This window comes from Prauserella marina, from assembly GCF_002240355.1.
Classification (GTDB): domain Bacteria; phylum Actinomycetota; class Actinomycetes; order Mycobacteriales; family Pseudonocardiaceae; genus Prauserella_A; species Prauserella_A marina.
In genome coordinates this window covers 863,865-885,312 of the sequence record NZ_CP016353.1, presented here as the reverse complement: position 1 = coordinate 885,312, position 21,448 = coordinate 863,865, and the positions used below count along the sequence as shown (strand labels likewise).

General features: G+C 68.3%; 19 protein-coding genes. 10 read left to right on the top strand and 9 right to left on the bottom strand.

Annotated elements, in window-relative coordinates:
- Positions 1-101: 101 nt before the first annotated feature.
- From BAY61_RS03930 to BAY61_RS03920, 3 genes are read left to right on the top strand one after another with little or no spacing between them, the layout of a single operon-like run.
- Complete coding sequence (locus tag BAY61_RS03930; protein ID WP_245865775.1) at positions 102-1,664, top strand: LCP family protein; 1,563 nt, start codon at positions 102-104, stop codon at positions 1,662-1,664.
- A 43-nt stretch (positions 1,665-1,707) separates the two neighbouring features.
- Positions 1,708-3,099, top strand: coding sequence for an LCP family protein (locus BAY61_RS03925; protein ID WP_091810485.1), 1,392 nt, complete (start codon positions 1,708-1,710; stop codon positions 3,097-3,099).
- A gap of 22 nt (positions 3,100-3,121) precedes the next feature.
- Positions 3,122-3,838, top strand: coding sequence for a TIGR03089 family protein (locus BAY61_RS03920; protein ID WP_091810486.1), 717 nt, complete (start codon positions 3,122-3,124; stop codon positions 3,836-3,838).
- Between the two features lie 22 nt (positions 3,839-3,860).
- Here BAY61_RS03920 and BAY61_RS03915 read toward each other — a convergent pair whose 3' ends face one another.
- Positions 3,861-4,304 (bottom strand): DoxX family protein, encoded by a 444-nt coding sequence (locus BAY61_RS03915; protein WP_091810573.1) that lies wholly within the window; start codon positions 4,302-4,304, stop codon positions 3,861-3,863.
- Between the two features lie 173 nt (positions 4,305-4,477).
- Between BAY61_RS03915 and BAY61_RS03910 the strand changes: the two genes are divergently transcribed.
- Both BAY61_RS03910 and BAY61_RS03905 read left to right on the top strand, forming a co-directional pair.
- A complete protein-coding gene (locus BAY61_RS03910; RefSeq protein WP_275935817.1) occupies positions 4,478-5,272 on the top strand; it encodes an SAM-dependent methyltransferase in 795 nt (264 codons plus the stop codon).
- Between the two features lie 134 nt (positions 5,273-5,406).
- Positions 5,407-6,072 (top strand): PIN domain-containing protein, encoded by a 666-nt coding sequence (locus BAY61_RS03905; RefSeq protein ID WP_091810490.1) that lies wholly within the window; start codon positions 5,407-5,409, stop codon positions 6,070-6,072.
- A gap of 130 nt (positions 6,073-6,202) precedes the next feature.
- Here BAY61_RS03905 and BAY61_RS03900 read toward each other — a convergent pair whose 3' ends face one another.
- The gene (locus tag BAY61_RS03900; RefSeq protein ID WP_091810492.1) at positions 6,203-7,369 is read right to left on the bottom strand and encodes an acyl-CoA dehydrogenase family protein; all 1,167 of its coding nucleotides are present in this window, start codon (positions 7,367-7,369) and stop codon (positions 6,203-6,205) included.
- Positions 7,370-7,471: 102 nt separating this feature from the next.
- On the opposite strand from BAY61_RS03900, the gene BAY61_RS03895 reads away from it, so the two are divergent.
- Complete coding sequence (locus tag BAY61_RS03895; RefSeq protein WP_091810494.1) at positions 7,472-9,115, top strand: class I adenylate-forming enzyme family protein; 1,644 nt, start codon at positions 7,472-7,474, stop codon at positions 9,113-9,115.
- On the opposite strand, the gene BAY61_RS03890 is transcribed toward BAY61_RS03895, so the two are convergent.
- Positions 9,087-10,025: a DMT family transporter gene (locus tag BAY61_RS03890; RefSeq protein ID WP_420848879.1), complete on the bottom strand. Its 939-nt coding sequence runs from the start codon at positions 10,023-10,025 to the stop codon at positions 9,087-9,089. The genes BAY61_RS03895 and BAY61_RS03890 overlap by 29 nt on opposite strands.
- Positions 10,026-10,106: 81 nt before the next feature.
- Between BAY61_RS03890 and BAY61_RS03885 the strand changes: the two genes are divergently transcribed.
- Entirely contained in the window at positions 10,107-11,009 is a 903-nt protein-coding gene (locus BAY61_RS03885) for a LysR family transcriptional regulator (protein WP_091810495.1), read from the top strand.
- Here the strand turns inward: BAY61_RS03885 and purE are convergent.
- The 4 genes from purE to BAY61_RS03865 form a co-directional block, all read right to left on the bottom strand.
- The gene (gene purE, locus BAY61_RS03880; RefSeq protein WP_091810497.1) at positions 10,987-11,487 is read right to left on the bottom strand and encodes a 5-(carboxyamino)imidazole ribonucleotide mutase; all 501 of its coding nucleotides are present in this window, start codon (positions 11,485-11,487) and stop codon (positions 10,987-10,989) included. The genes BAY61_RS03885 and purE overlap by 23 nt on opposite strands.
- Before the next feature lie 37 nt (positions 11,488-11,524).
- Positions 11,525-12,706: a 5-(carboxyamino)imidazole ribonucleotide synthase gene (locus tag BAY61_RS03875; protein ID WP_091810499.1), complete on the bottom strand. Its 1,182-nt coding sequence runs from the start codon at positions 12,704-12,706 to the stop codon at positions 11,525-11,527.
- Between the two features lie 44 nt (positions 12,707-12,750).
- Positions 12,751-13,992, bottom strand: a complete 1,242-nt coding sequence (locus BAY61_RS03870) for a glycosyltransferase 87 family protein (protein ID WP_176879918.1) — start codon at positions 13,990-13,992, stop codon at positions 12,751-12,753.
- A gap of 441 nt (positions 13,993-14,433) precedes the next feature.
- Positions 14,434-15,363 carry a GGDEF domain-containing protein gene (locus BAY61_RS03865; protein WP_170140315.1) on the bottom strand — a complete coding sequence of 310 codons (930 nt, stop codon included), beginning with the start codon at positions 15,361-15,363 and terminating at the stop codon, positions 14,434-14,436.
- 215 nt (positions 15,364-15,578) lie between these two features.
- Between BAY61_RS03865 and BAY61_RS03860 the strand changes: the two genes are divergently transcribed.
- Both BAY61_RS03860 and BAY61_RS03855 read left to right on the top strand, forming a co-directional pair.
- Positions 15,579-18,059 (top strand): sigma-70 family RNA polymerase sigma factor, encoded by a 2,481-nt coding sequence (locus BAY61_RS03860; RefSeq protein WP_091810501.1) that lies wholly within the window; start codon positions 15,579-15,581, stop codon positions 18,057-18,059.
- Positions 18,060-18,089: 30 nt separating this feature from the next.
- Complete coding sequence (locus BAY61_RS03855) at positions 18,090-18,617, top strand: GtrA family protein (protein WP_091810503.1); 528 nt, start codon at positions 18,090-18,092, stop codon at positions 18,615-18,617.
- A gap of 13 nt (positions 18,618-18,630) precedes the next feature.
- Here the strand turns inward: BAY61_RS03855 and BAY61_RS03850 are convergent, their stop codons facing one another.
- On the bottom strand, positions 18,631-19,914 hold the full coding sequence (locus BAY61_RS03850) for an ATP-binding protein (RefSeq protein WP_091810506.1): 1,284 nt from the start codon (positions 19,912-19,914) through the stop codon (positions 18,631-18,633).
- Positions 19,915-19,924: 10 nt separating this feature from the next.
- Positions 19,925-20,608, bottom strand: a complete 684-nt coding sequence (locus BAY61_RS03845; RefSeq protein ID WP_091810508.1) for a response regulator transcription factor — start codon at positions 20,606-20,608, stop codon at positions 19,925-19,927.
- A gap of 39 nt (positions 20,609-20,647) precedes the next feature.
- Here BAY61_RS03845 and hisN point away from each other — a divergent pair, with 39 nt between their 5' ends.
- On the top strand, positions 20,648-21,445 hold the full coding sequence (gene hisN / locus BAY61_RS03840; protein ID WP_420848882.1) for a histidinol-phosphatase: 798 nt from the start codon (positions 20,648-20,650) through the stop codon (positions 21,443-21,445).
- Positions 21,446-21,448: the final 3 nt, after the last annotated feature.

Here is a 21,448-nt window from a genome sequence, read left to right as displayed (position 1 = left end):
GGGTTTGGAAACGCAACATCCAGGCAACGTTTCCCGGTCGAACGCACGCCTCACAAGTAGATCAGTAATCTGGGTCGGGGCATTGAGCGGGAGGAGCGCACGTGACCGGCTGGCCGAACGGACCGGTCGAGCGGCCATCGTCGCGCCGGGGGCACCGGGTCGGCGTTTTCGCCATGGTGAGCGGCAAAGTCATTCTCTCACTCATCTCGGTGACCGTACTGGCGTTGACCTGGTACGGGTGGCAGTTCGTCAGGGGTGTCAACTCCGGCGTCACCACCACGGACGTCTTCGACGGCGCACCAGCTGCCGTCCCGCTCGACGGCGCGATCGACATCCTTCTCGTCGGGCAGGACAGCCGCACCGACGCGAAGGGTGACCCGCTGCCGCAAGAAGTGCTCGACCACCTGCACGCGGGCGAGGCGACCGGCGAGCGGCAGACCGACACGATGATCCTCGTGCACATCCCGCAGGACGGCACGCGCGCGGTCGCCATCTCGTTCCCTCGCGACTCCTGGGTGGAGATCGCGGGCGGCTACGGCAATCACAAACTCAACAGCGCCTTCGTCTACGCCTACAACGACACGTTCTCCACGTTGCGGAACGAGGGAGAGACCGACCTCGAAGCCGTCGACGAGAAGGCGAAGGTCGCCGGCCGCAAGAACCTCATCGCCACCATCGAGCAGTTCATCGGCAAGCCGGGGATGATCGACCGCTACGCCGAGGTCAACCTCGCGAGCTTCTACGAGGTCACCAAGGCGCTTGGCGGCGTCGAGGTGTGCCTCAACTCCGCGGTGAGGGAAACCAAGTCCGGAGTCAACCTCCCCGAGGGAAGGCAGACGCTGGAAGGCGTTCAGGCGCTGGCCTTCGTGCGACAACGCTACGGTCTCGAAAACGGCGACCTCGACCGCATCGCACGGCAGCAGGCCTTTCTTTCCGGCCTGGTTCGCAAGATGCTCTCTCCCGACATCCTGCTCAGCCCCAGCAAGATCAACGACGTCATCGAGGCCGTGCAGAAATCCGTCGTACTTTCCCAGGACTGGGATCTGCTGGAGTTCGCGGCCCAGATGCGTGGCCTTTCCGGCGGCCAGGTGGAGTTCCACACGATTCCGACACTCGGGCTCGGACAGGTGGGCGCGGCGTCCGTTGTCGAGGTCGACGTACCTTCGGTGCGGGCTTTCGTCGACGACCTGACCTCGGACGGCTCGCTCGACGACGAGGAAAAGGACAGTTCGGCCGAGCCGGGCGCGCCACCCGTGATCGACAACGCCGGGCAGTACACAGTGGACATCTACGACGGCTCCGGAGCAAACCTCGGCCCCGCCATCAGACAACACCTCAGCGGCATCGGGTTCCTCGGCGACAGTTCGGCCACAGTGGACAGTCAGAGCGGTACCGTCGTGCTCTACGCTCCCGGCGACGAGGACGGCGTCGAAGCACTCAGGCAAGCATTGGGAACCGACGTGGAGGCCGTGCCGGACAGCACGGTGACACCGGGGTCGCTGACGGTGACCCTCGGCGCCGGATTCGAACTCCCCGAGAGCGCCGTGCCGCCGTCGAGCTTCGCGGCGGAGGCCCCGCCTCGCCAGCCGCCGACGACCGAAAACGAGACCGGCACCCCGGCTGATCAGCCCATAACCGCCGGTGGAGTGCCCTGCGTCAATTAAGCTGGTCGCTCGGAGGTACACGCGGGGTTGGGAGGGAGCCAGCGTGGACGACGGCGAGAAGCCCGGCGGGGCGGGTGAAGCGGGCGAGGCCGACGCCGGTCACGTCGGCGACGCGGAAAACGACGCGGAGCACAACGACACCGACGGCCCGGATGACACCGAGGGCGGCACCGCCAACAACACCGACAGCACCGACAGCACCGGCGAGACGGAGGGGCTGGACGACCCCGAGGACCCCGAGGAGCCGGACGAGGCCGGGACCACCGGTGGGCGGCACCGTCAAGCCACTCCCGCACGGCGCAAACGGTCCCCATGGCGGATCGCGGCCAGGTCGGCCGTCGTGCTGCTCTCCGCGCTGGCCCTCGTCGCCACCGGCTACGCCTACACCGTGCTCGACGGGCTCCAGGACAGTGTCCAGACCACCGACGCGCTCCAGCAGAACAGCGGTGGCGAGGAAGGAACTCCCCCGCCACCGCAGGACGACGGAGCCACCGACATCCTGCTCGTCGGCACCGACTCGCGGACCGACATGGAGGGCAACGCCCTGCCGCTCGACATGCTCAAGCAGCTGCGCACGGAAGACAAGCAGGGCATCAGCACCGACACCTTGATCATCATGCGCATCCCCAAGGACGGCGGGTCGCCAAGAGCGATCTCGATTCCCCGCGACGCCTGGGTCGACGTCCCGCAGGGCGGCGAAGGCAAGATCAACTCCGCCTACGGCGCGGCCAAGGAGTCGGTGAGCGCGCGACTGTGGGCAGAGGGCGGACACGCGGCTGCCGACGTCGAGAAGGAATCCGATCAGGCGGGCAGGCGCGCACTGGTCAAGACGGTGCAGGACTTCACCCGCATTCACATCGACCACTACGCGGAGGTCAACCTCCTCGGCTTCTACCTGCTCACCGAAGCACTGGGCGGGGTCGAGGTCTGCCTGAACAACGCGACCTACGACAAGGACTCCGGCGCGAACTTCGCGGCGGGCCCGCAGGTCGTGTCCGGCGGGGAGGCGCTGTCGTTCGTGCGCCAGCGCAAGAACCTGCCGCGAGGGGATCTCGACCGCATCGTGCGCCAGCAGGCGTTTCTGGCTTCCGCGCTCGACAGCGTGCTCTCGGCGGGGACGCTCACCGAGCCAGGCAGGCTCGATCAGCTCACCGAGACGCTCCGCCGTTCGCTCGTCCTCGACCCGGACCTCGATCTGCTCGGGTTCGCCGAGCAGGCGAAGGGCATCGCGAGCGGCGACATCGAATTCGTCACCATTCCCGTCGTCGAGGTCGCCGCGCGCAGCGATGACGGGCAGAGCATCGTCTCCGTCGACAAGGAAGCCGTGCGCGCCTTCGTGAAGGACATCATCGAAAGCGAAGGGGAACAGCCCAGTGGCGGCGGCTCCGCGCCGGGAGGCGGTATCGCGCCACGGGCGGCGGCGTGCGTCAACTGAGTACGTGGTTAGAGTCGGTGCGGTGAGCCTCACCGAACTGCTGCTTCGCCCCTTGGGTGCCTCCTCCGCCCGCCCGCTCGTCACGCACTACGACGACGCGCTCGGCAGCCGCATCGAGCTGTCGGGCGCGACATTGGCCAACTGGGCGGCCAAGACAGCCAACTGGCTGGTCGAGGAATTCGACGTCGAGCAGGGCGACGACGTGGCCGTCGAGCTGCCTGCCCACTGGCAGACGGCGGGAGTGCTGCTGGGCATCTGGTGGTGCGGTGGTCACGTCGTCGGCAATGGCAAGGGAGCCAAGGTCGCTTTCGTGGGGCCGGACTCCGGCGTGAGCGAGGCCGCCAACACGGCCGTCGTCGCTCTCGACCCGCTCGGCAGGGGCCTCGGCTCCAAGGTCGAGGAAGGCACCCAGGACTACCTTTCCGAGTCACGCCTGTGCGGCGACGACTTCGCGCCCATGCTGCCGATCGACGGCGACACCCCCGCACTGCTGGGCGCGACGGTGGACGAGGTACTGGCGCTGGCGAAGTCACGGGCCGCCGAGCACGGCATCGGGCCCGGCGACCGCGTCCTCTCGACCCTCGACTGGGGCCTGGATCCCGCGCTGCCCGACGGTGTCGTCACCGGGCTGCTCGCGCCGTTCGCGGTCGGCGCCCACCTGGTTCAGGTGACCGGCTCCGTCGCGGACAAGCTGCCTGCGCACCGGACGGCGGAACGCACCACGGTCGACCTCGGCTGACCTCGCGACGTTTCCGGTTCTGCTACGCGCGGACTGCCTCGGCGACGGACTGTTCCCGCGCGGCGGCTTTTCGGCGCCCGAAAAGCAGGTGATCGAGCGAGAGCCTGCCGCCGTTGAAACCCAGCGCCAGCCCGGCGAGCGCGAGGACGAGCACCAGTTCGTAGCCGCCTGCCCCGGTGAGCCCCGCGTCGAGGTGGACGAAGAAGAGCGCCCCGAGTCCCGCGACGGCATAGCCGATGCCGACGAGTGGCAGCGCGATGCCGAGGATGAAGGCGATGGAGCCGATCACCTCGACGGCTATCAGGAAGATCGCGCTCAGCGTCGGCAACGGGATTCCCATGGCCTCGACCATGTCCGTGGTCGCGCCGAGCCCCGCGTTCCACTTGTCGAGTCCGTGAGCCAGGAACACCACGGCGACGGCGACCCGTCCTGCCAGCGCGGTCACGTCCCGCACCCGCTCGTACATGTGCATCACCTCGTCATAGATGAACTTTCAACTACGGCGATGATCGTAACGAACGGGCATAAAAGGGAGAGAAAGAAACCCACCGATCCGAGATGTGGTCAGCCTCGTGCGGTAAAGCCGGAACACTGGGATCGTGGGCCGACGTGCACCTGGGGAAGGACGACGATGGGCCAGTGGACCTGGAACGACCAAGCGCCGGTCGCATCTACGACTACCTGCTCGGCAGAACCAACAACTACGCGATCGACCGCGAGTTCGCCGATCAGCAAATCTCGACCTCGCCCGGCCTCGGCGAGTTCGCGCGAGCGAATCGCGCGTTCCTCGGCAGGGCGGTGCGGTACGCAGTCGAGACGGGTGTGCGTCAGTTCGTCGACATCGGCAGTGGCCTGCCGACACAGGGCAACGTGCACGAGATCGCCGACGAAGTCGCACGAGGCGAAGCCCTCGTCGCCTACGTCGACAACGAGCCGATCGCGCACGCGCACTCGCAGATCCTGCTTGAGGACACCGCGGATCCCGCGCGCCACTTCGCGGTCGTCGGCGACTACTTCGACGGAGCGGAACTGTGGGAGTCCATCATGGACACCACGCCGCTGAATCCTGACGAGCCGATCTGCCTGCTGACCGTCGCGCTCCTGCATCTCATGCCGCCGGAGAAGCAACCGGAAGCCATGCTCGCCGACTATCGCGACCGGCTACCACGGGGAAGTCTGCTGGTGCTGTCGCACGGAAGCGTCGCGCCCGATCACCACGAACTTCGAGAAAGCGCGGGCACCGTGATCGACAACTACAAGCGCTCCACCCACAGGGTGCATCTGCGCGCCAGGGAGGAGATCACGGACCTTTTCGGCGACTTCGCCCTCGTCGACCCAGGACTGGTGTGGATACCGGAATGGCGGCCGAGCGAGCCGGTACCCGCCGACCCGGCGGCGATCGGCGGACTGTGCGGAGTCGGCAGGAAGAACTGACCGTTCTCACGACGAGCACACCGGACCTGTGATCCCCAGGTTGAAGTACGCGAAGGACACGGCTACTATGGGCTCATAGCTCCCCACCGTCCTCCGGGACTGGTGGGGCTTTTTTAATGCCGTAGGCTTCTACCATGCCCCTGCGCGCATCGGTGATCATCGACTATCAGAACCTTCACCTCACCGGTCACGGGCTCTTCGACTCGACACGGTTCGGTCCAGCACATGAAGCTTTGGTCGATCCCCTGCACTTCGCCAATCAACTGATTCAGACCCGGAATCAGCGCCAACGCGACGGCATGGATCACGCCGAGCTTCGAAAAGTCCTCGTGTATCGCGGATTGCCGTCCGCCAAGCATGATCAAAAAGCATACGCGCGGAACCAAGCCCAGAAAGCACATTGGGAGCGAGACCCCAGAGTCGCGGTCCACCTTCGCCCGCTGAAGTACGACTACGAGCGGGATGAGAACGGAAAGAAGGTTGTCGGCTCGAATGGTGACTATATCGTCAAGAGCAGATCCGAGAAGGGCGTCGACGTGCTGTGTGCACTCGCGCTCTTCCGCGAGGCCCTCAATCCGGCGGTCGACGTAGTGATCTTGGCGTCTCAAGATACTGACCTTGAACCAGCTCTGGACGAAGCGCTCGCCCTGGGGACCGCCAAGGTCGAAACTTGTTCCTGGTGGAATCCCGCTCGACGATACAAGTCGCCGGAGATTCGGCCATCGACCAAGCGGATCTGGAACACCCGCCTGGGCCAGTCCGAATTCAGCAGGTGCTGGGACACAACCGACTACCACTGACGACAAGCGTCGCGCTCGCCGTAGCCTTCACCTGGCCGGTTCTTCGCACCGCGCCTAGATCGGATGACCACCGCATTGAACCCGGCGGTGGCCCGGCCACATGCCGGACCACCCGCGAACAAGGGGCGGGCTACTTCCCCTTCAGCAGTGCCCTTGCCATCACCATGCGCTGGATCTGGTTCGTGCCTTCGTAGATCTGCGTGATCTTGGCGTCGCGCATCATGCGCTCGACCGGGAAGTCCCTCGTGTAGCCCGCGCCACCGAAGAGCTGCACCGCGTCGGTGGTCACCTCCATCGCGATGTCGGAGGCGTAGGTCTTCGCGGCGCTGGCGATGAAGCCCGCGCGCGCGTCGCCGCGCTCCGTCGCCGCGGCCGAGGCGTACACCAGGTTGCGCGCGGCCTCGATCTTGGTGCCCATGTCGGCGAGCATGAACTGCACGCCCTGGAAATCACCGATCGCCTTGCCGAACTGCTTGCGCTCCTTGACGTAGCCGATCGCGGCCTCAAGCGCTCCCTGCGCGATACCGAGTGCCTGCGCGCCGATCGTCGGCCTCGTGTGGTCGAGCGTGCGCAGCGCGGTCTTGAGCCCGGTCCCCGGCTCGCCGATGATCCGGTCGGCCGGGATCACGCAGTTCTCGAAGTAGATCTCCCTCGTCGGCGACCCCTTGATGCCGAGCTTGCGCTCCTTGGGGCCAATGGAAAAACCGGGATCGTCGGCGTGCACGACGAAAGCGGAGATGCCGTTGGACTTCTTGGCCGCGTCGGGGTCGGTCACCGCCATGACCGTGTACCAGCTGGACTCGCCCGCGTTGGTGATCCAGCACTTCGTACCGTCGAGCACCCAGGTGTCGCCGTCGCGCTTCGCCCTGGTGCGCATCGACGCGGTGTCCGAACCGGCCTCGCGTTCCGACAGCGCGTAGGAAGCGGACACCTCACCGGCCGCGATCGAAGGCAGCACCTGCTTCTTCAGCTCCTCGGACGCCGAAAGCAGGATGGGCTGGGTCCCCAGCTTGTTGACGGCGGGGATCAGCGATGCCGACGCGTCGACTCGGGCGACCTCCTCGATGACGATGCAGGCCGCGATGGCGTCCGCACCCTGGCCGCCGTACTCCTCGGGGATGTGCACCGCGTTGAAACCGGCCTTGCTGAGCGCGTCCCTCGCCTCGGCCGGATAGCGCTCCTGCTCGTCCACCTCAGCGGCGTAGGGCGCGATTTCCTTCTCGGCCAGCGCGCGCACCGCGGCGCGCAGTTCCTCATGCTCTTCCGGGAGTTGGTAGAGCCCAGGACCGTCGCTCACCGTGCCACCTTTCGTCGGACAGCCTGCTGCCACTCTCGATGTTAGCGGTCGTTTACTCGGACGTCCTTGTGTTCTATACCGCAGCATCCCTAGTGTCAGGTGATGCCGATCACATCGTCGCGGCCTCCCGGGCTCCCTCTGTCGCTGACCTATCCGGAAGCTCCGGTGAGCGCGCTGCTCGCGGGTTCCGCGCTGCGATTCGGCGATCGCGTCGCCTTCCGGTACGGGCAAGCACAACTGACCCACGCCGGATTGCACGCCGACGCCTGCCGGTTCGCCGGCGCGCTGCGCGCACACGGCATCGGCCGCGGCGACACGGTCGCCCTTCACCTCCCCAACCGGCTCTCCTTCCCGGTCGCCTACTACGGCACGCTGCTGGCCGGTGCCACGTTCAGCCCGGCCAACCCGCTGTTGCCTGCCAAGGACCTCGCGGCCCAGCTCGCCGACTGCGCGGCGCGCGCGGTCGTCACCTACGGGCCCGTCGCCGCCGCGCTGGAGGGCGCCGGGATCGGCCTCGTCATCACCGACGAACCCGGCTCCGGTGCCGGGCTCGGTTTCGACGCCTTTCTCGCCGGTGGCGAGACAAAACCGCCTGAGCCCGCCGTCGACGTGCACACCGATCTCGCCCACCTCGCCTACACGGGAGGTACCACGGGCCGCTCGAAGGGCGTCCGGCTGACTCACCGCAACGTGCTGGTCAACACGCTGCAATACGCCTGCTGGGGAACCGGCTCCGTTCCCGGCCTCGACGACGACGGCAACCCGGTGCTCGATCAGATCGGCGACGCGGGGGAATGGCCCGTCCGGCTCGGCACGGGCATCGGCATCAACCTGACGCCGTGGTTCCACGCGATGGGCACCATCGGTTCACTGAACGTGCCCGTACTCAGCGGCGGTACCGTCGTGCTGCACGACCGGTTCGACCCACCGTCCTATGTGGCCGAAGCGGAGCGGCTGAGGGTGACGTCGATGAGCGGGGCACCCGCGTTGTTCGCCGCGTTATTGGCCTGTCCCTCGTTCCACACCGCGGACCTCTCCTCGGTCGCGATGATCACCTCGGGCGCGGCGCCCATGCCCCACGACATGATCAACGCCTTGCGCGGACGGTTCCCCGACGCCGTCATCGCGGAAGGTTATGGGCTCACGGAAGCGACAATGGGGGCGACACTGTCGCCATCGTGGCGGTCGGGAACCCGCAAGACCGGCTCCGTGGGAGTACCCACGTTCGACACCGAGGTCAAGATCGTCGCCGCCGAGGGCGGCGAGGAACCCTTGCCAGTCGACACGAAAGGCGAAGTGTGCGTGCGCGGCCCCCAGGTGATGGCCGGGTACCACGAAAGGGAAGCCGAAACGGCGGCCGTTCTCGTCGACGGCTGGCTGCACACCGGCGATGTCGGTGTCCTCGACGAGGACGGTTTTCTGTCCATTGTGGATCGCAAGAAGGACATGCTGATCTACAAGGGATACAACGTCTATCCGAGGGAATTGGAGGAGCTGCTGATCACGTTGCCCGAGGTGACGGCGGCAGCGGTCGTCGGCAGACCCTCCCCCGGCATCGGCGAGTCGCCGGTGGCGTTCGTCGTGCGCGCGCCAGGCCACGACGATCTCACCGAGTCCACATTGCTGACCACGGTCAACGCGCAGGTGGTTCCCTACAAGCGACTCAGGGAACTGCACTTTGTCGAGTCGATCCCGGTTTCGGCAGCGGGAAAGGTGCTCAAGCGGCAGTTGCGCGAGCGGCTCTAGCCCTTCCGCGCGAGATGGCGACCCCCGCGAGACACACGGCACCGCCGAGCAGACCGAGTACGGAAGGAACCTCGCCGAGTAGCACCGAGGACAGCAACACCGACACGGCCGGTACCGCGTAGGTCGTCGCGGTCAGCCTGCCCGCTTCGGTGCGCCGCAACGCGTAGGCCCACGTGCTGAACCCGATGGCGGTGGGAAAAAGGCCGAGGTACACCGCGCCGAGGATCGCGCCCGGGGGCGCGCTCGCGAGTTCACCGACGGTCTCCGGCAGCCACGGGAGCAACACGACGAACCCGGCCACGCACGCGAACCAGGTCGCGGTGAAGCCGTCGACACCACGCAGCGCGGCCTTCTGGATCAACACCCCTGCCGCGTAGAGCAGGGCAGCCGCGACGCACAGCAGCACCCCGGTCCAGTCGCGCTGCCCACCGGAATCGAGCGCGATGATCCCCACGCCGCCGAAGGCGACGAGCGAACCCACGATGAGCGCCCGCGGGTAGCCCTCACCGAGGAACACGCCCGCTCCGAAGGCGACGAGCAACGGGGCGATGTTGACCAGCAGCGCGGCGGTTCCCGCGTCGACATGCTGCTCCCCCGCGTTGAGCACGACCGTGTAGCCCGCGAGCCACAACACGCCGTAGAGCGCGATGAGCAGCAGCGAACGCCGGGAAACCGGCACGGCGGCCCTGGTGCGGGCGACCCGCGCCAGTCCGACGACCGTGAGGGCCGCCGCGGCGACGCCGATCCTCACGAGCGCGAGCGGGCCGGGCGAGAGGACGTGCCCGACATCCCTGATCGCGACGAACGCCGACGCCCACAGCACCACGGTGATGCCGACCGCGATCATGGCCTTGACGCGCTCGGCCTGGGGAAGATCGGTCGGCCGCCGGTTCTGGAGTTGCTCGGTCACCACGCCATCCTCACCGGCGCGATTGGACAGCACAAGCAATTAGTTGTGCACTTCCGTTAAGTACCGCTATACAATTCCGGAATGTTGGACCTGCCTCGCCTGCGACTGCTGCGGGCCGTCGTCGCCACCGGATCCATCCGAGCGAGCGCGACCCTCCTCGGCTACACCCCCTCCGCGGTCAGCCAGCAACTCGCCTCGCTCCAGCGCGAAACCGGGCTGCGTCTCGTGGAGAAGGCAGGAAGAGGCATCGAGCCCACCTCGGCAGGCCGCACACTCGCCGAGGAGACCGAGCCGCTGTTCGCCGCGCTCAGCCACGTCGAAGGCGTCGTCGACGACCTGAGAGAGGGCAGGACCGGCAGCCTTTCGATCGGCTACTTCTCCTCGGCGGGCGGCGCGTGGCTTCCCGATGTCGTCGGCGCGCTCAGCACCGAATTCCCCGAACTGCGCCTCGACCTGCGCATGACCGACGGCACCGGCGAGGCTCATGGCGAACCGGACATCGACCTGCTCGTCGAGGATCCGCTCGCCCAGCACGCTGACTCGGTCGAGGTTCGGCATCTCATCGACGATCCCTATCTCGCCGTGCTCCGCGACGACGATCCGCTCGCCGCGCTCTCCGAGATACCGCTGGCCGAACTGGCTCCACGACGGTGGATCGACAACGAGGTGAAGGCGGGCCGCTGTCGCCAGGTCCTGCTCTCCGCGTGCGCGCAAGCGGGTTTCTCGCCGTGCTTCTCCGTCGAAGCGCACGACTACCGCACGGCGATTTCCTTCGTGGAGACCGGAATCGGGATCACCGTGATCCCCGAACTCGGAATCGGCGAGCTCGCGAAAGGACTCGTCGCGGTTCCCGTAATCGCGCCCTCGCCCGTGCGCAGCGTCGTCGTCGCCGTCAAGAAATCGATGGCAAGCCACCCAGCCGCGCGCAGGACGGTCGAGTTGCTGGAGACGAGGGTGTCCGTCAGTGGCCGAGCTTCGCCTTGAGGGCGGCGTCTTTGTCGAGTACGAGTTGTTCCAATTCGGACTGGAACGACACCATGCGCTCGCGCAGCGCGGGGTCGGCCGCGCCGAGCATCCTCACCGCGAGCAGCCCGGCGTTGCGGGCGCCGCCGACGGACACGGTCGCTACCGGCACCCCCGCGGGCATCTGCACGATCGACAGCAGCGAGTCGAGACCGTCGAGATACTTGAGCGGGACGGGGACACCGATCACCGGCAACGGGGTCGCCGAGGCGACCATGCCAGGCAGATGCGCCGCCCCGCCCGCGCCCGCGATGATCACCTTGATGCCCCGCTCCGCTGCCGAATTCGCGTAGTCGAGCATCCGCTGCGGGGTGCGGTGTGCGGAGTAGACACCCACCTCGTGAGGCACGTCGAACTCGTCGAGCGCCTTCGCGGCGGCTTCGAGCACGGGCCAATCCGAGTCGCTGCCCATGATCAGGCCGACAATGGGGGTAGTCACGCTTCGTCTCTCCTCAATGGACTCGCTGGAACAGGGCTCAGTGGATGTCGTGGCCGTCGAGCCACTCGGCGTGGGAAAGCCAGTGCGCGGCGAGCCTCGCCTTCTCGCGCAACCCTTCGTCCAGCGTGCCGAGCATGTTGACGTGCCCGAGCTTCCTGCCCTTGCGCTCGCCCTTGCCGTAAAGGTGCACCCTCGCCTGCGGGTACCGCGCGAACAGGTGGTGCAGCCGCTCGTCGGGGCGCATCACCGGCGGTTCAGGAGCGCCGAGAATGTTGGCCATGACCGTGGGCGCGAGCAATTCGGTGACCCCGAGCGGATAGTCGAGCACCGCCCGGAGGTGCTGCTCGAACTGCGAGGTCGGGCAGCCGTCCATCGTCCAGTGCCCCGAGTTGTGCGGGCGCATGGCCAGCTCGTTGACGAGCAGTCCTGCCTCGGTCTCGAACAGTTCGACGGCGAGCACTCCGACGACACCGAGTTCGGCGGCGAGCTGAAGGGCCAGTTCCTGTGCCTCGTGAGTCGCGCGCGGGCTCAGCCCCGGGGCCGGTGCCAGAACCTCGGTGTTGATGCCGTCCGACTGCACCGTCTCGACGACCGGCCACGCGGCTCCCTGACCGAACGGCGACCTCGCGACAAGAGCCGACAGTTCTCTTCGCATGGCGACCTTGGCTTCGACGAGCAGTGGCGTACCGGCGGCAAGCAGCTCGGGAACCAGCGCGCCCGCCTCTGCCGCCGATCCGAGCATCCACACCCCCTTGCCGTCGTAGCCGCCGCTCGCCGCTTTCAGCACCACCGGCCAGCCTCGCGCGCCGCCGAACCTCAGCACGTCGTCCACTTCGGACACCGCGGCGAAGTCGGGACAGGGAAAGCCCTGTGAGGAAAGCCGTTCGCGCATCACCAGCTTGTCCTGCGCGAACTCCAGCGCTTCGGGCCCCGGCCTGACGACGACCCCCTCGTCGGCGAGCGCGTGAAGATGAGCACCAGGGACGTGCTCGTGGTCGAACGTCAATACGTCGACCCCCTTCGCGAAGGAACGCAGCGCGTCGAGGTCGGCGTGGTGCCCGTAAACCACCTCACCCGCGACGAGGCCGGCCGATTCGTGCTCGCCGGCCGCGAGCACCCGCAGCGACTGACCGAGCGAGATCGCGGCCTGGTGGGTCATCCTGGCGAGCTGGCCGCCGCCGACCATGCCGACAACGGGTAGTCCGGTACGAGTATCCATAGCAAGCTCAGCTTAAATGCCGCTCGCCGCCGCGTTCGCGCAGCTCACCCCTGCCTGCTCAGCGGCTGGGAAGGCGGCTCGGCACGGTGATCTCGTTCCCGCTTCTTCCGCAAGAGCCAGCGCACCCCGAGCACGCCGGTCAGCACGACCGGCACCATGATGTAGGCGCTGCCGAGCACGTACTGCCAGAACTCCCAGTGCAGTTCGAGATTTCGGCCGTTCGGCAGGACAAGCAGGACGCAACTCACGAACACGACGATGACGGCGCCCGCTGCGAGCCATCGCCTTCCCGCCGTCGCCGGTGTCGTCTCGGGAAGCTTCGCCACGAGCAGCACGATCAGTGGCACCGCCCACACCCAGTGATGCGACCAGGAAACCGGCGAGACGAGCAACGCGTAGAAAGCCGTCACGAGCAGCGCCTCAAGCGCCTGCCCCCTGCGATGGAAGCGGAGCATCAGCCAGATCGCGCCCGGCGCGAGCAGCGCACCGATCGCGAGCGCGGCCGTCGACGACCACGGCGCGAGATCGCTCACCCTGTTCATGAGCCCGTTCAGCGACTGGTTACCCGCCCAGTGCATCGGGCCGATCCGGCCCTGATCGGACACCGTGTGGGTCCAGAACCGCCAGGAGTCGCCGGGAATCAGCACGAACATCAGCGCCTGCATCCCGAAGAACGTGAGCAGCGCGCGAAGGGCGTCCATCTTGCGCCCCGTGAACAGCAGATGCGGGATGAAGATGAGCGGGGTGAGCTTCACGGCGGCCGCGATGCCGACGAGAACACCACCCCACCTACTGCCTCGCTGGCACACGACGAGGATGTCGAGCACGATCAGCGCCATCAGGATCAGGTTGATCTGACCGAGGAAAATGGTGCGCCACACCGGTTCCAGCGCGAAGAACACCACCGCGAAGATCAATGTGGTTCTCGCGGGAGACGCCCACCTCGGCAACTCACCGGAGAAACGCGGCAGCGCTCCGATGGTGACCCTGATGACCAGCGCCATGGCCAGGAACGAGATCGCGGCGAGAACACCCCACGCGACCTGCACCGGCAGTATCGCGAGCGGCACGAACAACAGCGCCGCCGTCGGCGGATAGGTGAAGGGCAACAGCGCCCAGAACGGCTCCGGGCCGAGGGTGTTGGAGTCGTAGAGCGGCTCGCCCTGCAAGAAGATGATGGCGCCGGCGCGATACACGGCGCTGTCGACGCCGAGGTGCCAGTCGAGCTGCCAGCCGATGACACCGGCGACAATGGCCAGCACCGGCAGCATGATGAGCAGCGCCATCGACCTCGGCCGCACGGAAAGCCTGCCGAGCGAGGCCCGCAATGCCAGCCTCGGCGGCTCATTGCCGGCCGGTGCCGCGGTCTCCCCCGCGACGGCGTAAGGGTTGTCTTCCGCGGCTTCGCCTTCTGCGCGCGGCTCGTGATCGGCTTGACCAGGCACGGCTTGCTTCACCGCTGCCACAGCGCGCGCTGTCCGGCCAGCGTCGCTACCCGAGGTGCTCACGGTTCACCATCTCCGCTACTCGATGCGCTCCGGACACACGACCCCAGCCACTCGCGATGTCGGGGCCGGCCGGTGCGCACTGTGTGGTCTTCTCAGAGAGTGCCGCCGCGCAGAACTCTGGCCGCCTCACCCCACTAAGGAAATCACGAAACGACATCGGCGTGTTCGCATGCCCCGGACAGCACGCCCCGCACGCGCATCCGCGCTGGTCAGTGCTGGTCAGTGCTGGCTGAGCCGGTCCAGCAGTTCGCACGCGGCCTCGTGCGTTCCCGGCAGCCTGACCATGGTGATCCGCGGCGTCCCCACTTCCCTGAGCTGGGCGTCCACGGCGAGCCGCTGCGAGAGTTCCCTGCGCAGGGCCAGCGCCAGCGCGGCGACGTCGTCGTCACGCCGCGCGACCGCGGCGACCGTGGACGGACCAAGCACGGCCAGGCTTTCCCCGCCGTCGAACGCGGTACTCAGTGCGTCGGCGGCAAGGATCATCCCGGTCAGCCGCGACCATCCCGGCGCGTTCAGGAAGTCCATCGTGACCACCACGATGACCCTGTTGTCGGACACCTTTCCGCCGTCGCGGTCGGCTTCGCGGTACAACTCGGCGAGCCGGGTCCTGAGGTAGGCGATCGTGGGCAGACCGGTCAGCGGATCGCTGACCTCGGCCCTCGTCAACTGGTCGAGCGCGACATCGGCCCACGCCACGGCCGTCACCCTCAGCAGCCGGGCCGGCATCGCGTCGACGTCGGGCGCGACGAAGCCGTCGGCCGCCCCCGGCTCGTCCATCACGGCATGCAGCGCAGCAAGATCAGTCAAGGTCTCCTCCAGTCCCGTTCCGGCTGCGGCCCTCGCCCTGCCGAGGCCGGCGAGCGCGGTCAGCGCGGCCGGCTGGCCACCGTGCCCAGGTGAGGGCGCGGCCATCGGAGGGGCGGAAACGCCCGCGGTGTCGATTTCCCCTTCTCGTCCGAGCACGGCCGCGCACACGGCGTCGACCTCCGGCAGACCCCAGTCCCTCGGAAACCGCCAGCCCGAGGCGAGACTCGCGGTCCGCCAGCGGGCGCGCAGCGCACGCAGCGCGCGATCACGGGCCGCGCGCTTGCCCGCATCCGAGTACGGGCCGTCCGGATCGGACAGCGCACCCGCCGCAGGTTCCTCCACAGAAAACCGCCCTTTCCGGCAACAGCCGTTAGAAAATCTCACCGGTTACTGGACGCGTCCGGCCCCCGCCCGTGACGAGAATTAGGACGAATCATCGAGTGAAGTCGTTGCGCTCTATGGGGCAAGACCTCACCCGCCAGGTGACGGAGCTGATGCGGTCCGTCAGACTAAGCGCTGCGTCACATCTCGACCGATGTGCACCGGAGAGGAGAGCCGTGACCACCGCACCCGCCGATCCGAACGGCATGAGCGACGCCGAGCTGATCTCATCGGTGCGTGCGGGCACGATCGCCGCATACGGAACCCTCTACGAAAGACACGTCTCGGCCGCCTACAACCTGGCCCGCCAATTGGCGCGTTCCGGGTCCGACGCCGACGACCTCGTGTCCGAGGCATTCTCGAAGGTCCTCGACACCCTGCGCGCGGGCAAGGGCCCCGACACCGCGTTCCGCGCCTACCTGCTGACCGCGCTGCGGCACACCGCATACGACAAGACGCGCAAGGACAAGCGAGTCGACCTCACCGAGGACATGACCGACACCGCGGTCATGACGGCCGGTAGCGGCAGGGGCGCGGAAGCGCTGACCGTCCCGTTCGCGGACACCGCGATGGCCGGACTTGAGCGCTCGCTGGCGGCGAGGGCGTTCGCGAGGCTGCCGGAACGCTGGCAGGCGGTGCTGTGGCACACGGAGATCGAACAACAGTCCCCGGCCGAGGTCGCCCCGCTGCTCGGGCTCACGCCGAACGGCGTTTCGGCGCTGGCCTACCGGGCTCGCGAGGGGCTTCGCCAGGCATACCTCCAGGTCCACCTCGCCGAGATCTCGGCAGAACGGTGCAGGGCCACCGCCGACAAGCTCGGCGCCTGGACCCGCGACGGGCTGTCGAAGCGGGAACGCGCCCAGGTGGAACAGCACCTCGACAACTGCCCGGACTGCACGGCGCTGGCCGCCGAACTCGCCGACGTCAACGGCGGACTGCGCGTGTTCATCGCGCCGCTCGTGCTCGGCGGAGGGGTCACCGGCTACCTCGCGCTCGCGGGCACCGGCAAGGCCGCCGCCGCCGGTGCCGCCGCCGGTACGGCCGCGGCGGGCTCCGCCGGTGCGGCGGCGGGTGCGCTGACCTCGGGTCCCCGGCAGTTCGTCGGGGTAGCCGCATCCGGGGTCGCGATGGCCGCCGCCGTCGCCATCGCGCTGACCGCCGGTGGTTCCTCCGAGATCCCCGCCGCCCAGCCGCCGCCTCCGGCCGCGATCGAATCCCCAGCCCCCGAACCAGCGGCCCCTCCGCCGCCTCCCGCGCCCCCGGCACCGCAACCGCCGCCGCAGGATCCGCCGGCGCCACCGCCTCCCGCGCAGCCCGCGCCGCCACCGCCTCCGAGGGAACCGGCGCCACAACCGCCGCCTGCCGTTCCACCGCCGCCCACCGTCGAGCCGCCGCAGGTCACCGCGATCGCGCCGCCGGAGGGCATCGAACTGCTGCCCGGCGGCTCCCCCGTCGACCTGCCCATCACCGTCCGCAACGACGGCGGCACCGTCTCCGACCCGGTCGGCGTGACGCTGACGCTGCCTCCCGGAGTCAGCGCGGTCGGGCCAGCGAGTGGTGGCGGCGGAGCGCCCGGCAGTGCGGGCTTGCCCCGTGCGGAAGGTGCCCAGCGTGGCCAGAGCGCCGTGGTGGCAGCCCAGCAGGGCGCCGAACCGACGGCGTCAACCACGGTGCGCTGTCCCGGCGGCACCGGCACCGTCACCTGCTCGACGGCGGAGGGCCTGCAACCCGGGGCCTCGGCCGTGCTCACCTTCCGGCTCGTCGCCGCGGAGGACGCGAGTTCGGGCGAGGTGACCGGCACGATCAGCTCCGGCAGCCCCGTCGAGGTCTCCATCAAGGTCCCCGTCGCGGTCACCCCTGTGCAGGACAAGGTGTTCCTCACGGTGGAGAAGGCATTCCACCCGTGGAGCCGCACCCTGTACGTCGTCGTGCGCAACGACGGTCCCGTCGCGAGGCAGGCCGAGCTCACCGTCGACGCGCCGGCCAACGACCTTCCGCTCGGAAGTCCCTTCGACTGCGCGGGCGGGGAGGAACTGACCTGCACGACCGAGGAAGCGGTCGAGCCGGGCGAGAGCGCGACGCTGTGGATCGCGGTTCGACCGGACCTCGACCCGTCGCCCGTCCCGCACGGCGCCGAACCACCGCCGGGTCCCGCCGGTAACGGCGGCGCGGTGGTGACGGTCACCGCGACGCTCGGCAACGCGTCGGCGAGCGAGTCGGTGCGCTTCGGCTGCTGGGGCCTGTGGTGCTACTGGCCCGGCCTTCCGGCGACACCGGACCAGCCGGAGCCGACCACGAGCAACGAGCCGACGCCGGACTCGACGACACCGACCGGGCCGACGGGATCGACCGAATCAACACCGCCCGCCGAACCGACCGGGCCGACCGGATCACCGACGGACTCCTCACGGCCCGGCACCACCACGCCACCGACATCCACCGAAAGTGGTGGGGAGTCCACGAGCCCGACAACCGGATCACCCAGCGCGACGACACCGGATCACTCCGAGGGGCCTCCACTCCCGGTTCCGTCCGATTCGACCGGAGAGACGACGCCGGACCACCCCACGACGACCTCGTCGGAGGGCACGCCCCGCTCCGAAACATCGCAGCCCACAAGGCCAGGGCTGTGGGACTGGTTGCCCTGGCGCCATTAACCGTCACCGGCTCCTCAGTAGACTGCGGTCGTGGCCGTCGTCGAACGCGTACTCTCCCGAGTACCCAAGCCGTTACGCTTGGTATTGATCCGGCATCGGGAGCTGCTGAAGTTCGCGATCGTGGGTGGCACGACATTCCTGGTCGACAACGGTGTGTGGTACCTGCTCAAGCTTTCCGTTCTGGAGTCGCGGCCGACCACGGCGAAGGGCCTGGCGATCATGGTCGCGACGGTCGTCTCGTACTTCCTGAACCGGGAATGGTCGTTCCGCACGAGGGGCGGGCGCAGCCGTACCCCCGAGGCCGTGTTGTTCTTCATCATCAGCGGAATCGCGGTGGCGCTGAACCTGATTCCGCTATACGCCTCGCGCTATTTCCTGCACCTCGAAGTGCCTCACGTTTCCCGGTTCGTCCAGGAATTCGCCGACTTCGCGAGCGGTTCGGTCATCGGAATGCTCATCGCGATGGTGTTCCGGTTCTGGGCTTTCAAGAAATGGGTGTTCCCCGACTCGCTCGGCAGGCGCAGAAGGGAAGACGAACTGGACGCTGCTGTCGACTAGGTATCGACTCGCTCTAGCGGGGAGCGCGTTCGGCGGGCCAGCTGACGCCGGGAACGTCGGCCGGTCGCGGCACCCTGAGGAAGAGGCTGAACGTGGCAGGGCGCTTGACCGACAGTTCGAGCCGTCCCCCGTCGGCCTCGGCGAGTGCTCGCGCCAGCGCGAGACCGACCCCGGTCGACCCGCCTCCGGAGAACCCGCGCTCGAAGATATGCGGCGCGAGTTCGTCGGGCACTCCCGCGCCCGCGTCGTGCACCTCGACCACCACCGTGCCCTCCGCCTCGCCTTTGCGGGCTGTCACGGTCACCGCGCCGTCCCCGTGCCGCAGCGCGTTGTCGAGCAGCACACCGATCACCTCGCGCAGCCGCGCGGGCGTCGCCCTCACGATCAGCCCCTCGCCGACGCGAAGCCGCAGGGTGCGGCCCTCGGCCTTGAGCAGCTGCCGCCATTCCTGCGCAGCCTCAGGCAGCATCCTGGAAAGCCCGACCGGCTCCGCGCCGACCTCGCTTGCCGCCCTGGCGGCGGCGAGCAGTTCGTCGAGCGCCTCCGCGAGCCGGTCGGCCTGCTCCTGCGCCGCCTGCGCCTCCTCGACGACGTCGGTGTCGGAATGCGTCGTCAGCGCCTCCAGCCGTAGCTGAAGCGCGGTCAGCCTGCTGCGCAACTGGTGTGAGACGTCGCCGACCAGTTGTCGTTCCCGCTGCACGAGCTGCGCGAGAGCCGAAGCCGACGCGTCGAGCGCGTCGGCGACCATGTCCAGCTCACCGACCTGGTAGCGGCGGCCGTCTGGCCGGAAGTCACCTCCGCCGAGCTTCGCCGCCCTGTCGGCGACGTGCCGCAACGGCTGTGCGAGCCTGCGGGCGGTGACGGTGGCGACGACGGTGCCGGTACCGACGGACAGGACCACGAGCAGGATCACCGCGATGGCGACCTGGGTCTGTCTCGTCTGCAACGGCCCGGCGGGGATCGCCAGCTCCACCGTGCCGCCCTTGGCAATCGGCACGCTCTCCACCACGACATCGGCACCAGGATCGGTGCCGAACGTCATCGGCGGCGTGTTCGGCTGCCTGACGGTCAGCAATCCCGATTCGGGAACGGCGGCCCTCACCGGATCGAGATCGAGTGAACGGTTGTCGGCGAGCTGGTCGTCGAGGGTGGCAGCGATGCGCTGGGCGTTGGAAGCCAGGTCCTCCCTTGCGATGTTGTCGACGAGCAGCCAGCCGGTCACTCCGAGCGGGCTGCCGAGCGCCGCACCGGTGACCGCGACCGCCAGCAGGATGGCAAGCAGGATCCGCCGTCGCATCGTTTCCTTGTCACTCCGTGTTGAACCGGAAGCCGACACCGCGGACGGTGGCGATGTGCTCCTCGGCGGCGCGCTTGCCCGAACCGTTGTCGCCCGCGAGGGAAAGTTTGCGGCGCAACCACGACATGTGCATGTCGAGTGTCTTCGACGTCTTCGATTCGAGTTCGTTCCAGACCTCGGAAAGGATCTCCTCCCTGCTCACCACCTGTCCAGCCCTGCTCATCAGCACCCTGAGCAGTTCGAACTCCTTGTTGGCGAGCTGGACCTCGCGACCGTCGACCGTGACCAGTCGCGCGCCGAGATCCATCCGGACCCCTCCGGTGTCGAGCACTTCCGGCGCCCTCCTTCGCAGCAGCGCGCGGATCCTCGCGAGCAGCTCGGCGAGCCGGAACGGTTTGGCGACGTAGTCGTCGGCACCCGCGTCGAGGCCCACCACGAAGTCGACCTCGTCGGTGCGGGCGGTCAGCATCAGCACCGGCAGGTCGGTTCCGTCGGCGCGCAGCCTGCGGCACACCTCAAGCCCGTCCATGCCGGGCAGCCCGAGGTCGAGCACAAGCAGGTCGACGCGGTCGCGCGACGTCCGCAGCAACGCGGAGGGGCCGTCGCCGACAACCGTCACCTGGTAGCCCTCGCGTTGCAGCGCCCGGGACAGCGGCTCGGCGATCGCCGGGTCGTCTTCGGCAAGTAGGACCATGCTCACCTGGCCAACTTTACGGCGGCGCCCCATGAAACCATCGTCACCGTGTCAAGGTATTCCGCCGACCTGCGGCTGGCGGCTCAGCTCGCCGACGCAGCCGATGCCATCACCACCGCCCGGTTCAGGGCCCAGGACCTCGCCGTGCGCAGCAAACCGGACCGCACGCCGGTGACCGACGCCGACACGGCTGTCGAGGACGCCATCAGGGAATTGCTCGGCGCTCATCGCCCGCAGGACGCCATCGCCGGTGAGGAAGGCGGCGGTTCGGCATCGGAACGGGGCAGGGTGTGGCTGCTCGATCCCATCGACGGGACGAAGAACTTCCTGCGCGGCGCCCCGGTGTGGGCGACGCTGATCGCGCTCGTCGACGACGGCGAGCCCGTGGTGGGGATGGTCAGCGCGCCTCTGCTCGGCCGTCGCTGGTGGGCGGCGACCGGCGAGGGCGCGTGGCTCGCCGACAGTGCCGGTGAGCACCGGCTCTCGGTGTCGGCGGTACCGGAACTGGCCGACGCCTACCTGTCGACGACGGACCTCGGCTCGTGGGTCGAGTACCACTCGCGCGAGGCGTATCTCGCGCTCGTCGACGCCTGCTGGGAAAGCAGGGCCTTCGGGGACTTCTGGCAGCACTGCCTCGTCGCGGAAGGGATCCTCGACGTCGCGGTCGAGCCGATCGTCAACCCGTGGGACGTCGCACCGGCCCAGATACTGGTGACCGAGGCGGGCGGCCGGTTCACCGACCTCACGGGTGAGGCCCGCTTCGACGGCGGTTCCGCGCTGGCGACCAACGGGCTCGTGCACGACGCCGCGCTCGCGCACGTCGGCCTGCCGCGTTAGACA

What these genes read in the sequence shown, in the direction of transcription:
- BAY61_RS03885 (WP_091810495.1), top strand. Translation starts at nt 10,107, where the DNA reads ATGTTGGACCTGCCTCGCCTGCGACTGCTGCGGGCCGTCGTCGCCACC.
- BAY61_RS03845 (WP_091810508.1), bottom strand. Translation starts at nt 20,608, where the DNA reads ATGGTCCTACTTGCCGAAGACGACCCGGCGATCGCCGAGCCGCTGTCC.
- BAY61_RS03870 (WP_176879918.1), bottom strand. Translation starts at nt 13,992, where the DNA reads ATGGCGCTGCTCATCATGCTGCCGGTGCTGGCCATTGTCGCCGGTGTC.
- BAY61_RS03905 (WP_091810490.1), top strand. Translation starts at nt 5,407, where the DNA reads ATGCCCCTGCGCGCATCGGTGATCATCGACTATCAGAACCTTCACCTC.
- BAY61_RS03875 (WP_091810499.1), bottom strand. Translation starts at nt 12,706, where the DNA reads ATGGATACTCGTACCGGACTACCCGTTGTCGGCATGGTCGGCGGCGGC.
- BAY61_RS03850 (WP_091810506.1), bottom strand. Translation starts at nt 19,914, where the DNA reads ATGCGACGGCGGATCCTGCTTGCCATCCTGCTGGCGGTCGCGGTCACC.
- BAY61_RS03915 (WP_091810573.1), bottom strand. Translation starts at nt 4,304, where the DNA reads ATGTACGAGCGGGTGCGGGACGTGACCGCGCTGGCAGGACGGGTCGCC.
- BAY61_RS03895 (WP_091810494.1), top strand. Translation starts at nt 7,472, where the DNA reads ATGCCGATCACATCGTCGCGGCCTCCCGGGCTCCCTCTGTCGCTGACC.